Genomic DNA, 12,101 nt, shown 5'->3' with positions numbered 1-12,101 from the left:
GGAATTTTTGCTCCTTTGTCGATCCCAAAAGTAGCAGGGATTGACTCATTTGTGACAGCCTTTTCAGGCGTTGAAGCGGACCTTTGATTCATTCAAACGGACCAAAACAAAAACTTCATACGCCATGAAAACGCTCTCCAAATCCCTGCTCGTTGCCTTTCTGATGACCTTGACCAGTATCTCGTTTGCAAAGGCTGATGTCTACATGTCCTTCGTTCATCCCAAAAAACCGGTCGCTTTTCAGAGTGGCATGTATACCACCACCGAAGGCAAACTCCGGATTGCGTTGAATAAACAAACCGGCGGGGCCGTCGAGGTTCGGATCGTCAATCGGGCGGGGGCCGAGGTATTCAGCAAGCAAATTGGGAAAAACCGCCAAAACGCCCGGCTGCAACTGGACGTCCGCAACCTGCCCGACGGCGTCTATCAGGTCTCCATCACCAACGGCGTAGAAACCACCACGCAGGAATTAACACTGGCCACTACGCCACCGGTGACGGCCACGCCCCGACTGATTGCCTTTCAGTAAAACCGCATCGACAATTCAATGCGGTAACACCCCAGACTGATTATATCCACCCCGAAAGGCTGGCCCCGCAAGCGGTCAGCCTTTTGATTTATCCGGACGAAGCTCTTCCAATCACCAATCCTTTCGTACCTTGTTCCCCTAACCCCAATTTACCGACCATGAAACCACTTGCCTTCCCGCGCCCTCAATCGCTACGCCCACTACCAAACCAATTGACCGGTTTTTTCTTTCTGGCGCTCTGGCTGCTGGTTTCGGTGAACCTGTCGGCGCAGGATCAAAAGAAAGTAACCGCTAAAACCGCAAACCGGGCTCCTAAATCCGCTGCGGGATATGCCGGACCCAAAAACTGGAAACTGGGCGTTGCTCTCTATACGTTCAATCCGTTTCCGTTTCCCGTACAACTCGCCAAAGCAGACAGCGCGGGTCTGAAATTTGTGGAAGGCTACACTTTTGGTCGGGCCGGAGCCGATCTCCGGGATTCGCTCCTCATGAATCTGTCGTGGTCGGGCATTGCCAAACTCAAGCAGCAGGTCACCGACAAAGGGCTGTTGATGGAATCCATTTATTTGACCGGCGGCAAAACCATCGATAAATGGACGCACGAATTTGAATTAGCCAAAAAATTGAATGTGAAGTACGTCACGGCAGAACCGCCGGTGGATCTGTGGGATAGCGTGGACAGTCTGGCGGGTGTATACGGCCTGAAAGTCGCTCTCCACAACCACTGGAAGGGTGTGAGTGCCTACTGGCATCCGGATTCGGTGTTAGCGGCTCTCAAAAACCATCCCAATTTCAAAGTTTGCGCGGACATTGGCCACTGGCCCAAAAGCGGCATCAACCCGGTCGAGGGGCTGAAAAAGCTGGAAGGTCACCTGATTGCCCTGCATTTGAAAGACATTGCCGCCTACAACGACCCGAAACTGAAGGATGTGCCGGTTGGTACGGGCGTCATCAATTTCCCGGAAGTTTTTAAGGAATTACAGCGGCAGCACTTTACGGGCCATATTATTATTGAGCGGGACACGCAGGATAAGCCCAGCAACTTACCTTCGGTAATTCAAACGGTCCGCTATTACAACGAGCAGTTGGGCCTGACACCGGGCCGGGGAAAATAAATGTTTTTATCGAAGGTAATCAGTATTGTGACGCCACTCATGCTGATGGCGCTGATCGGGGTGGTCATGATCGTCTACGGGATTGTGAACACCGGTCAGGAAAACAACATTCTCCAGTTTTTTTTCGGCATTCCCATTGCCCTGGGTTTCGCCGGAATGCATTTTTTAATTCGTCGGGTGCTGGAAAGAAACAACCTCCGGATCTGGATCCTGGAGACGCTGATCGTTGCCGCTCTGTGGCTTATTTACCCTCATCTTTAGGTGTTTACGGACTATGCTATTGAAGTTAATAGAAAACCGCCAGCCAGATGGTTTCTTCGTCTTCTTTCGTCCAGTCGACCCGGTGTTTGACGTGCGCGGGCAGGTTGATGTAGGTTCCGGCGGTTAGTTCAATGGGTTCGTCAACGCCCTCGATCCGCAGCCGGGCCGCTCCCCGCACGACTAACACCCATTCGTTCTCCGGCTGATCGTACCAGAAACCGTCCGGTGAAGCATGCCCTTTGGAGACAATGCGTTCGATTTTGATGCCTTTCTCCGCCATCAGCTCCTCAAAATGTTCGTCAGGCAGCGAGTCCGGAATGGCCGCAAACAGATTACCCATATTCATCGATCCAAGGTTCGGTTAGCGGAGCGTTTTTAACGTGAATTCAGGATTATTTTCAGCGCAAAATAAGATTATTTAACCCGTTTTTTTGACCCGTTAGGGTCACCACAGCGCAGCATCGGTAGAAAAAACCGGTCCTAGCGTGCCCATGTGCCGTCAGGTACACAATGGTTATGTACCTGACGGCACACGTAGCCGCATATGGGAAACAATTTCGACCGACGCTGCGCTGTGGTGACCCTAACGGGTCAAAAATGTATGGATCAGCTACTGAAAATCGTAAAAGGTTACGATTTCTTCGCGACGGTCACGGCTTTTTTTGCCGGGCTAACGGGTTTCTTTCCCGTCGACGGTTTCTTGCTTTTCGCCCCATCGGGGTATTTCTGCGTCATCGTCACCGGGTCCCAATGCACGACTTTGTTCTCGAAATAACTCTCGTTGCAGGCCAGCACCGGAGCGGCCGCGCGGAACCCGAAAACCGGGTCCTCGATGGTTCCCTGACTACCCGCCCGCATGTTCGTAAAGAAATCTGCGAAGTGTTTGGCGTGGGCGTCGTCGTCTTTCGGCGCTTCGAATTTAATTTCTTTTACCGGTTCGGCGGTGCGGGTTTCGGGCGGGTATTTGGCGTCGTATTGCTCCACAAATTTCTTCTGCACATCCTCCGTGAATGTAAAGAAGCTGTCGTAATTCCCGTAGCCCGGCGCAATCGGCAGTTTTTTCCTGGTCAGAATCAGGTTGTTCTCCGAAAACTCGACCGTGCCTTCGTTGCCAATGATCCGGGTCACGTTGCTGATTTTGCCGGCATTGGCAAAGTTGACGCGCAAAACCATCTGAAACGCTTCGTGTTGCTCCGTTTTCGGGTAGTCCATGATGCTCGTCATGATATCCGGCACATCCCGGTTTTCCTTCCAGTAGGCCAGGTTGCCCGACGAATACACCCGCGTCGGCCCCAGCGTGTTGGTCACGTAATGAACGCCCGTAATCAGGTGAATGAACAGGTCGCCGGCCACACCGGTGCCGTAATCCTTGAAGTTCCGCCAGCGGAAAAACCGGATCGGGTCGAACGGACGTTTCGGCGCATCGCCCAGAAACCGGTCCCAGTCGACGGTCTGCGGTGAGGCATCGGGCGGTACGGAGTAGTTCCAGGCACCGATGGCGTTGAAGCGGTCGCTGTTGGATTCGATGTAGTTGATCTGCCCGATTTCACCGGCCTCGATCAGTCGCTTGGCTTCCTTAAACGACGCACTGCTGATGCGCTGGCTACCGACCTGCATGGTTTTTCCCGATTTTTTCCAGGCATCGATTACGGCTTTGCCTTCGTTGAGGTGCTGGACCATCGGTTTTTCGCAATAGACGTGTTTCCCGGCTTTCAGGGCGGCAATCGTAATGTGGTCGTGCCAATGGTCGGGCGTGACCACCAGAACGGCATCCACGTCTTTGCGGGCCAGAATCTCACGGTAATCCCGCGTCGTATAGACCTGTTGCCCGAAAGCCGTCCGTGCGTGTTCGAGCCGCCCGGAGTAGAGATCAGCTACGGCCACCAGTTCCACATCCGGGTTGCGCAAAGCCGCCTGGGTGTCGAAATTCCCCTGAATCCCCATGCCGATGGTGGCAATCCGGATCTTGTCGTTGGGGCTGACCTTTTTCAGATCCCGTATGATATTGAAAGGCTTGGCGACACTCTGGGTAGCCACCAGCGCCGAAGCGGCTGACAATCCCTTGATAAAGTCGCGACGATTGGAATGCATGGGGTTTATTGGGTTTTGGCAGTTCAAAAAAAAGCACATTTGCGTTTGAATATACGCAAATGTGCCGAAACAGGACTATTAAACACACTATTTAACCACAAACAGCGCTTACCGGGTATACAACGCGCCTTTGGCAATGGTCGATTCGTATTCGCCACTGATGGTCTCCAGGAACTTGCCGGTCACCCAGCCAATGTCCGAGTTTCGGATGAACACAAACCGCTTCGGAGCCGAGGGCGTCGAATAGGTTTTCATGATCGATTCGAGCCACAACGCCCCGGCAATGAGCTGCTTTTCACTCAGTTGATCCCGAACCGTGCTGATTTCCTGCTCGGCTTTGGTGCGAAGAGCTGTGTCGGTGATGTCTTTCACATTGGGGTGAGTCAAGGCCTGGTAATCGTCCATCACCCCTTTTTTGAACCGCTCCACGTCATCCAGTGAAATGGCAACTGCCGTGGTACCGGTTTTTTCGGGGTGCAGGTACGTCACCAGTGCCCAGGCCACATCGCCCCCCAGCCCCACCGTCCGGCGTTGTTGCAGTCCTGCACCACTGGTTTTGAAACGGGGTGCCAGGGCCGTATCCGCCACGGTTTTGATGACCCGTTGCGCTTCCTTTTTAAACGCGTCCGTGTTCAGCGAACGCTTGCTTTCAATCTGGCTCACCAGTGTGTTCATTCCCACCGGCATTTCAATCGGGTGAAACGTTTTGTCGGCATCGAAATAACCGCCCACGGTCACGTCATTTCCAATGTTGAGCGATGAGGTCGTCGGCCAGACTTTTCGGGGAATGGACCCGACAGTGAAGAGTTCGGCTTCGCGGTCGATGGAAAGTGTGGTGTCGATGCGCAGATTGCCCGTCGGCAACGCCCGCGACAACTGGTCGTAGAGCATCTTTTTCGTCGCCGGGGTCTTGGCCAGCCCCTCCTTCATTTCGTTGCTGAACACAATGAAAATCCGTTCATTCGGAATGTTGTAGCGGCTGATGGTATCGAGACAGACTTTCAACGCATTCTGCCCGGCTTCCAGCGACTTCGAGGCATCGGCCACAAAACTAACGTTGGGAACCTCAAACCGGGTTTTGATATCTTTTTCGTAAAAATCGCTTTCGTACTGCGTTTTGAAAATCGCCAGCTTCACATCCGAAGCGCCAAACTGAATACCGGCATACAGGTTTTTGCCGGAAATATCCCGAATCAGTTCATTGACGCCCCAGGCACTGGCGACATACCGCAGCTTCTCGTAGCGGCTCCGGGCGATTTTCAGGTAATAGTCGGCGTTTTCGCTGTTGTTATTTTCGTAATGGGCCAGTCCCAGCAGCTCGCAGGCAAAAGCTTCCCAATAGGGATTGGTGCCCCGAACGGCCGGTAACGCCCTCTCCAGCAGGCTGATGGCGTCCTGCGGTTTGTCCAGCGCCCGAAGCGTGTTGGCGAGTTTGATGTAGCGAATGGCCTGAACGGTGCTGGTGGCTTTTTGGGCAAAACCGGCGTGAATCAGCAGAAAAAATAGGATAGACAGAGAAAAAAGGCGTTTCATACGTCGCTTGGGTTAACAGCAACATATATACGCAGAAACGACCAAAAGCGATTTCGGGTCGCCCAAAACCGGGTGACCGGTTCGGGCGGTTTCCGTCAGTGCCAGTTCCTACAAATTCCGCCAGCTACCGGCATCGTGCAGATTTTCAATGCCTTTACCCCGCAGGATGGCTTTGGCGCGGGCGCTGCGCATCCCGGATGCACAACACAGAATCAGGGGTTTCTGGTAGCCTTTGATTGTGCTGAGTTTGGATTCGAGCTGGTCGAGGGGAATGTTGACCGCCCCCGCCACATGACCACCGGCAAACTCGCCCGGCGAGCGAACGTCGATGATCAGGGCACCCTGCGAGCGGATTTCGTCAAACTGGCTGGTGTCGGACGTGCCGAACAGACTTTTTATGAGATTCATCATGAAAATGCGTTTTTTAAGTTGATGGGTCAAAACTACGGGTTAAAAAAAACCGGTTCCGTGACAAATATCACCTACGCTCCTTTTCGTGACTCGCCGGGTCACATCGCAAAAAAACCGCTTCAAATACCGTTCCCGTCTTTTCGTATAAACTGCCATGGCCAACTGGCGCGGCCCCGATAGGTTTGTGACAATTACTGTCATTCACACCAGCCTTTCTCGTTTTTCATGAAAACCGTATTGAACACCCTGCTGCTGGGCTTCACCCTGCTGAGTTTAACCCACTGCAAAAAATCGGAGGTCGACGCACCGGCCGAAACGCGTTGCAAACTGACCGCCATCGACCGTGGCAACGGCAACAAACACCAGTACACCTACAACGCGGCTGGCTACATCAGCCAGTTGACTGTCAACTTCAAGGGGCCGACCGGCGGCAGTACCGAGCATGTATACGTCTATTCCTTCGCTTACAACAGCGCAAATCAGATAACCGGCGCAACGATTACCGTTGACGGAAAAACACCCGACCAACTCACCGACTGGGGCATTGGCAGTGGCCTGAAATGCCGCTGGACCGACGGTAAACTCACGGAAATCCAAGACCTCGTTGGCACCCAAACCATCCTGACCACCACCATCCAGTACGATGCCGAGGGGCGCATCCTGCGCTTCAAGGGCGTTCCGACGAGTCAGGACGAGCCTACGTTTGAAAAAGTCTTTTCGTACGACGCGAACGGAAACAGCACCTACCAGTATCTGGAAGACGGAACCAAATACTATGCGGAAGCCCACGTCTACGATTCCTCTACCCAAAGTCCCGAAGCGCTGCTGGCCAAACGGGGTTTACCGTTTGATGTTTTTAATCTCTACCCCTGGAAGAAAACCATCCTGAAGGGATTTGAAAGCGACGAGTTTGACGAATCGGGAAAAATAACCGCTCACAAGACGTTCCAGATCACCAACGTGGTGAAAAACAACCACAACTATGCGGTTTCGCAGACGGTTGAAGAAGGCAACACGAAGCGGGTGAATACGTTTGGATTGGCGGATTGCGATTGACAGTTCGTTACGCTACCGAATAATGCGGACCTCCTTTGGCCCGCTCACCTCCGTCTGAATTTTGCCGCCCGCCAGTTTGGTGTGCTTCACCTTCACAATCCCGTACGGCGTGGGGAAGGTTCCTTCGGCGAAGGTTAAATCCTCCAGATGCGGTTCGATTTTGATGGCTTTGCAACCTGGCTCCACCACCTTGATACCCAATACGTGTTCTGTCAGCCAGGGCGTGGGGCCGGACGCCCAGCCGTGGGCCAGACTGTGCCGGAACCCGACGTAGCAATAGGCCCCACAGTCGCCGTGAATGTCTTTTTGACCTTCCTTCACCAGTTCGTCGATGCGCCCGGCATTTTTCACCCAATCCAGGTTGAAATCTTCCCAGAACGTCGTCGCCCCGAGCTTGAGCATCCCGCCCCAGAATTCGCGGATGTTGGCGAGGGCGGTTTTGTAATCACCCGCTTTGGCCTGCGCCTGAAGCATGTAATAGCCGTAAAATGTCGAGAAGTTGCGCGCACCGTTTACTGCCAGTACGTCCTTATTGGCTTTTTCGGCGGGCATCAACCCGGAGAGCGCGAGCAAAGCCGCCCCCTGTTTGGAGTCGTTGGGATCGGGAACGTACTGCTTCAGCCGGGCGACCGCATCAGCACATTTCCTGGCCGTGGCTCCGTCGTTCAGAATGCGGCTCAAATCCCCGGCGGCATTCAGCGACAGCACGAGCATCGACTGCAAGCCGGCGTGAATACCTTTCGGATTTTCGCTCGACGGCCAGTCCAGAAACCGGGTTCCGTCCAGCGTTTCGCTGTTCTTGTCGTCAATTTTCTGGATCAGTAAATCCACCAGTTTTACCAGATACTCCTTCTGCTGTTTCAGATAGTCGAGGTTGCCGTTTTGCAAATACCAGTCTTTCTGAATCAGAATCCACCACATCGAATAGGTGCTGATGCCGTTCATCCACCCGGGCAGGGGCGTAATGTCCCGCGCCAGATCGAGACTTTTCGGCACCACCTCGTTGTAGCCAAAGACGGCGTTGATGGTCGCCACTTCGGGGTGCATATCCCCCACCCACACCAGCCGGTCGCGCTTGATGCCGTCCCAGAGGTAATCCTGCATGTTCAGGTGAACGGTGTACGCGCCGGTCGCCCAGATTTTATTCAGCAGTTCATCGCTGCTCCGGAACGAGCCGAGGTACGGAATATCCCGAAACACAAAAATGGCCCGCAACTCCTTCAGCAGCAGCTCCGTATTGTCATCGACCAGATCGATCCGAACGAAGCGAAAACCGGTATTGCCGATTTCCAGTTTGCCCAGCCAAGGCACCTGCACCGTCAGATCCCGAATGGCGTGGTCATTGGTGGCATTCTGTTTGGGTTCGATGTCGGCCATCGCTTCGCTGGCCGACTCACCAAACCGAATCCGGACGGTGATGGGCTTGCTTTCCTTCCACTGCCCCGTCACGATCTGCAAACCGCCGTGCAATTCCCGCCCAAAGTCGAGCAGCAGACTTGCTTTGCCGTTGGCGTCACTCTTGAGCGAACACATATCTTTCCCCGACAAATCCGCCTGCCCGTTTCCCACTTTCAACAGCCGCTCGGCATTGCGAATGGTGCCGGTTTGCCACAGAATGTTGACGGGCGACAAAAACCGCCGGACGGTGGCTTCAGTTTGGGCTTCTTTGGCGCGGCTGGTTTCAAAAACGGGCGGAAGCTGGGCCTGCGCGAAGTCGATCAATATAAGGCAAAAGAAAAGAGTCGGAAGAGCAGCTTCTTTCATCGGGTGTACTCGATTCACCCGGATTTGGACCAACGAAGATAGCAGCGTCAGAAAATCGACGATGTACTTTTTCATAATTGAACAGGAAGGGTTTAGGAAACCAAAGGCCGATTGTTAAACCGGCACGTTGAACGCGAGTAAGGTGGCTTTCAATTGTTCCGGATTTATAAAGTGAATGGCGTGAATCCCCAGTTCTTCCGCAGCTTTTACATTCCGCAGGTTATCATCGATGAAAAGGGCTTCAGATGGCTCGATAGCATACCGGTTCAATAATGTTTTGTAAAAAGAAGGGAACGGTTTGCGGTCTTTTTCATCCCCGGACACCACAATACCATCAAACCAGGACAGAAATTCGAAGCGTTCGAGGGCAATCGGAAACGTCTCCGACGACCAATTGGTCAGCGCATAGAGCTTGTAATTCCCACTCTCCCTGATCGTTTTCAGCAGTGCCACCGTCCCCGGTATTTCGCCCCGCAGCATTTCGGGCCAGCGATCATAGAAAAACCGGATGTTCTCCTCGTGCTCTGGAAACTGCGCAATCAATACCTGCGTGGCTTCGGCCAGCGACCGTCCCCCATCCTGTTCTTCGTTCCACGCGGGGGTGCAAACCGTCGCCAGAAAATGATGCATTTCGTCTTCCTTAAAAATTTTCTCGTACAGGTAATGCGGGTTCCAGTCGATCAAAACCGCCCCCAAATCAAACACAATGGTGTTAATCATGTCGTTGAATGCTATAAGACAAATCGTTTTTCAATTTTTGCCCAATAACTTAAAAATTATCGGTTTTATATACCGCTTACCCTCTCCTTTCCCATTTCCGACTTCAGGATTTCTTAGCTCCCGCCGGTTTCTTACGGACTATCCCAATAAAATCTCTATCAATTCATTTTTGCAACATTGTTGCATTTACAGAAAATACCGTACTTTTGTGCCGTTCATTTCCAACCACAAGCCAACATCAATTTATGGCCACTTTCTCTTCAAAAGCCGATTACATCGGCATTACCGGTTCAGTGCTTTGCATTATTCACTGCCTGATCACACCCATCCTGCTCATTTCCTCCAGCCTGCTGGCGGATCGAACGTTGCGGATTGGCTTTTTAAGCCTGGATTATGTTTTCATCGGAGTCAATATTGTCGCCGTTTATTTTGCCACGCGCCGGGCCAGCCAGCGGATGGTCAAAGTCGGCTTATGGTTTTTTCTAGGTCTTTTCGCCGGAGCCCTGTTGCTGGAAGACGTTCACGAAGCGTTTGAATACCTGGCCTACACGGCTTCAGCCGGTTTAATTGGCTTTCACCTGCTCAACCTGCGCGCTCACGCACACCACCACGCGCACTGACGATCACCTCCATTCTTCAATTCAATCATTCACCATGAAACGACTTCCCGTTACGGTTTTAAGCGGTTTTTTAGGGGCCGGTAAAACCACCTTACTCAACCACGTTCTGCACAACAAAGCCGGTTTGAAAGTAGCCGTGATCGTCAACGACATGAGCGAAGTGAACATCGATGCACAACTGGTTCGGAATGAAAACACCCTGTCGCGGACGGAAGAAAAACTGGTGGAGATGTCCAACGGCTGCATCTGCTGCACCCTGCGGGAAGATCTGGTGCTGGAAGTAGAACGGCTGGCTTCCGAAAACCGGTTCGATTACCTCCTCATCGAGTCGTCCGGAATTTCGGAACCGCTGCCGGTGGCGCAAACGTTTACGTTCCAGTCCGACGATTCGGTCGATGTCCGAAACCGCGTTGACCTGTCCCGGTTTTCGCGTCTGGATACATTGGTGACGGTGGTCGATGCCAGCCAGTTCGGGCGCGATTTTGGGAGTGTCGAAACGGTTTTCGACCGCAACCTGAATGAGGACCAGGCAGACACCCGCACCATCGTCAACCTGCTCACCGACCAGATCGAGTTTGCCAATGTGCTGATTCTCAACAAAACCGATCAGTTAAAACCGCATCAGGTGGGCGAACTGAAAGCTATCCTGAAAAAACTGAACCCCAAAGCCCACCTCATCGAGAGCCAGTTTGGCCGCATCGACCCGGCCCGGATTCTGAACACCGGCCTGTTCGATTTTGAGGAAGCGTCGCAATCGGCAGGCTGGATTCAGGAACTGCAAAACCACCAATCCGGCAAAGGCCACCGGCCCGAAACGGAAGAATATGGCATTGGCTCCTTCGTTTTTCGCGACCGGCGACCGTTCCACCCCGCCCGGTTTTGGGCGTATCTAAGCGAGAATTTTCCGGCGGGCATTTTCCGCAGCAAGGGGTTGTTCTGGCTGGCGTCCCGGCCCGATGAAGCGCTGAATTTTAGCCAGGCCGGCGGCAGTCTGCGGGCCGAACGGGCGGGCGTCTGGTGGGCGTCAATGCCGTTCAGCCAGCGAATCCGCTATGCCAGTTTCATCGAAAACCAGAAAGCGATTGAAGCCCGTTGGGACAAACAATTTGGCGACCGGCAAAACGAACTGGTGATCATCGGTCAGGATCTGGATGCCGAACAGGTGACACAGGAATTGCGGGCGTGTTTGTGTAGCGAACCCGAGCTGATGCATCTGGCAGCCGGGGGCCGGTTCAATGATCCGTTTCCGGTTTGGGAATAGAGCGGGAATCTGTTGATCCGTTGCTATAAATGGCAACAATCTTGCAACCTTGTTGCAATTTATGTAGATTTCGGTCCACTTCTCCTCTGAAACAACCTGCACCATGAAATGCACCCTTTCTCTGATCATTCCGCTTGCCTTCAGCCTGGGAGCCTGTTCCCGTTCGGACCAAAAAGATCCTTTGCTCGAAGAAGCCGCGAAATTTCACAACGAAGCCACTCAGATTCAGGCGGTTATTGAACCCAAAATCGAGCAAATTGATTCGCTCAAAATCCTGCTGGCAAACCGTTCGGAACCCGTTGCGCTGGCGACCGTTACGACGCTCGACAGTCTGAAAAAGGCATTTGAACAATGGGAAGAAAACCTGGTCGAAGTGCCGGGAATGCCGCACGAACACCACCACGAACACGGCAAACACGAACATCACCACCATGCGGACGCCACGTTGAAAGATTTACCCGCCGATAAAATGCGCGAGTTACAACTGGGCATGCTCGACAACATCCGGCAGATTCAGGAACGAACCGAATCAACTTTCTCACAAGTAACATCGATTCTGCGCTAGTTACCGTTCAGTCCATTCCGCTTTTTCCAGAACAACGCCATCCTGACCAATGAAAGGATTACTACCAGTTGTTTAAGTGCCAGCGGCACGTAATGTGAATAGCAAATGAGTATGCTGAGCACTCCAGGCGTGCCGGAGGTACGCGATACAGGCTTAGTTGCGTACCTCCGGCACG

13 protein-coding genes are annotated in these 12,101 nt (G+C 53.0%); 7 read left to right on the top strand and 6 right to left on the bottom strand.

Annotated features, from left to right (window positions below; genetic code table 11):
* The first annotated feature begins 124 nt into the window (after window positions 1–124).
* From ACS5NO_RS25695 to ACS5NO_RS25685, 3 genes are all read left to right on the top strand, one after another.
* Window positions 125–529, top strand: a complete 405-nt coding sequence (locus ACS5NO_RS25695; RefSeq protein WP_439417781.1) for a T9SS type A sorting domain-containing protein — start codon at window positions 125–127, stop codon at window positions 527–529.
* A gap of 158 nt (window positions 530–687) precedes the next feature.
* The gene (locus tag ACS5NO_RS25690; protein WP_439417780.1) at window positions 688–1,644 is read left to right on the top strand and encodes a sugar phosphate isomerase/epimerase family protein; all 957 of its coding nucleotides are present in this window, start codon (window positions 688–690) and stop codon (window positions 1,642–1,644) included.
* Window positions 1,645–1,905 (top strand): hypothetical protein, encoded by a 261-nt coding sequence (locus tag ACS5NO_RS25685; RefSeq protein WP_439417779.1) that lies wholly within the window; start codon window positions 1,645–1,647, stop codon window positions 1,903–1,905.
* A gap of 25 nt (window positions 1,906–1,930) precedes the next feature.
* Here ACS5NO_RS25685 and ACS5NO_RS25680 read toward each other — a convergent pair whose 3' ends face one another.
* The 4 genes from ACS5NO_RS25680 to ACS5NO_RS25665 form a co-directional block, all read right to left on the bottom strand.
* Entirely contained in the window at window positions 1,931–2,251 is a 321-nt protein-coding gene (locus tag ACS5NO_RS25680; RefSeq protein WP_439417778.1) for a cupin domain-containing protein, read from the bottom strand.
* Window positions 2,252–2,535: 284 nt separating this feature from the next.
* Entirely contained in the window at window positions 2,536–3,996 is a 1,461-nt protein-coding gene (locus ACS5NO_RS25675; protein WP_439417777.1) for a Gfo/Idh/MocA family protein, read from the bottom strand.
* 108 nt (window positions 3,997–4,104) lie between these two features.
* Complete coding sequence (locus tag ACS5NO_RS25670) at window positions 4,105–5,529, bottom strand: tetratricopeptide repeat protein (protein ID WP_439417776.1); 1,425 nt, start codon at window positions 5,527–5,529, stop codon at window positions 4,105–4,107.
* 108 nt (window positions 5,530–5,637) lie between these two features.
* Window positions 5,638–5,940: a rhodanese-like domain-containing protein gene (locus ACS5NO_RS25665; RefSeq protein ID WP_439417775.1), complete on the bottom strand. Its 303-nt coding sequence runs from the start codon at window positions 5,938–5,940 to the stop codon at window positions 5,638–5,640.
* A 225-nt stretch (window positions 5,941–6,165) separates the two neighbouring features.
* Here ACS5NO_RS25665 and ACS5NO_RS25660 point away from each other — a divergent pair, with 225 nt between their 5' ends.
* A complete protein-coding gene (locus ACS5NO_RS25660; RefSeq protein ID WP_439417774.1) occupies window positions 6,166–6,996 on the top strand; it encodes a hypothetical protein in 831 nt (276 codons plus the stop codon).
* Between the two features lie 12 nt (window positions 6,997–7,008).
* Here ACS5NO_RS25660 and ACS5NO_RS25655 read toward each other — a convergent pair whose 3' ends face one another.
* A complete protein-coding gene (locus ACS5NO_RS25655) occupies window positions 7,009–8,835 on the bottom strand; it encodes an alpha-L-rhamnosidase-related protein (protein WP_439417773.1) in 1,827 nt (608 codons plus the stop codon).
* 39 nt (window positions 8,836–8,874) lie between these two features.
* Complete coding sequence (locus ACS5NO_RS25650; RefSeq protein WP_439417772.1) at window positions 8,875–9,480, bottom strand: HAD family hydrolase; 606 nt, start codon at window positions 9,478–9,480, stop codon at window positions 8,875–8,877.
* 245 nt (window positions 9,481–9,725) lie between these two features.
* On the opposite strand from ACS5NO_RS25650, the gene ACS5NO_RS25645 reads away from it, so the two are divergent.
* The 3 genes from ACS5NO_RS25645 (at window position 9,726) to ACS5NO_RS25635 (ending at window position 11,926) form a co-directional block, all read left to right on the top strand.
* Complete coding sequence (locus ACS5NO_RS25645; protein WP_439417771.1) at window positions 9,726–10,100, top strand: MerC domain-containing protein; 375 nt, start codon at window positions 9,726–9,728, stop codon at window positions 10,098–10,100.
* A gap of 34 nt (window positions 10,101–10,134) precedes the next feature.
* Window positions 10,135–11,361, top strand: coding sequence for a GTP-binding protein (locus ACS5NO_RS25640; protein ID WP_439417770.1), 1,227 nt, complete (start codon window positions 10,135–10,137; stop codon window positions 11,359–11,361).
* 103 nt (window positions 11,362–11,464) lie between these two features.
* Window positions 11,465–11,926 (top strand): hypothetical protein, encoded by a 462-nt coding sequence (locus tag ACS5NO_RS25635; RefSeq protein ID WP_439417769.1) that lies wholly within the window; start codon window positions 11,465–11,467, stop codon window positions 11,924–11,926.
* Window positions 11,927–12,101 lie beyond the last annotated feature (175 nt).

It is taken from the genome of Larkinella fluvii (assembly GCF_051857545.1).
Classification (GTDB): Bacteria; Bacteroidota; Bacteroidia; order Cytophagales; family Spirosomataceae; genus Larkinella.
The sequence above is the reverse complement of the archived record's forward strand: the minus strand, read 5'-3'. Positions and strand labels throughout refer to the sequence as shown.

Excerpts from the sequence above, each read along its gene's own strand:
- ACS5NO_RS25655 (WP_439417773.1), bottom strand. The coding sequence starts at position 8,835 with ATGAAAAAGTACATCGTCGATTTTCTGACGCTGCTATCTTCGTTGGTC.
- ACS5NO_RS25665 (WP_439417775.1), bottom strand. The coding sequence starts at position 5,940 with ATGATGAATCTCATAAAAAGTCTGTTCGGCACGTCCGACACCAGCCAG.
- ACS5NO_RS25645 (WP_439417771.1), top strand. The coding sequence starts at position 9,726 with ATGGCCACTTTCTCTTCAAAAGCCGATTACATCGGCATTACCGGTTCA.
- ACS5NO_RS25670 (WP_439417776.1), bottom strand. The coding sequence starts at position 5,529 with ATGAAACGCCTTTTTTCTCTGTCTATCCTATTTTTTCTGCTGATTCAC.
- ACS5NO_RS25675 (WP_439417777.1), bottom strand. The coding sequence starts at position 3,996 with ATGCATTCCAATCGTCGCGACTTTATCAAGGGATTGTCAGCCGCTTCG.
- ACS5NO_RS25635 (WP_439417769.1), top strand. The coding sequence starts at position 11,465 with ATGAAATGCACCCTTTCTCTGATCATTCCGCTTGCCTTCAGCCTGGGA.
- ACS5NO_RS25640 (WP_439417770.1), top strand. The coding sequence starts at position 10,135 with ATGAAACGACTTCCCGTTACGGTTTTAAGCGGTTTTTTAGGGGCCGGT.
- ACS5NO_RS25650 (WP_439417772.1), bottom strand. The coding sequence starts at position 9,480 with ATGATTAACACCATTGTGTTTGATTTGGGGGCGGTTTTGATCGACTGG.
- ACS5NO_RS25690 (WP_439417780.1), top strand. The coding sequence starts at position 688 with ATGAAACCACTTGCCTTCCCGCGCCCTCAATCGCTACGCCCACTACCA.
- ACS5NO_RS25695 (WP_439417781.1), top strand. The coding sequence starts at position 125 with ATGAAAACGCTCTCCAAATCCCTGCTCGTTGCCTTTCTGATGACCTTG.
- ACS5NO_RS25680 (WP_439417778.1), bottom strand. The coding sequence starts at position 2,251 with ATGAATATGGGTAATCTGTTTGCGGCCATTCCGGACTCGCTGCCTGAC.
- ACS5NO_RS25660 (WP_439417774.1), top strand. The coding sequence starts at position 6,166 with ATGAAAACCGTATTGAACACCCTGCTGCTGGGCTTCACCCTGCTGAGT.
- ACS5NO_RS25685 (WP_439417779.1), top strand. The coding sequence starts at position 1,645 with ATGTTTTTATCGAAGGTAATCAGTATTGTGACGCCACTCATGCTGATG.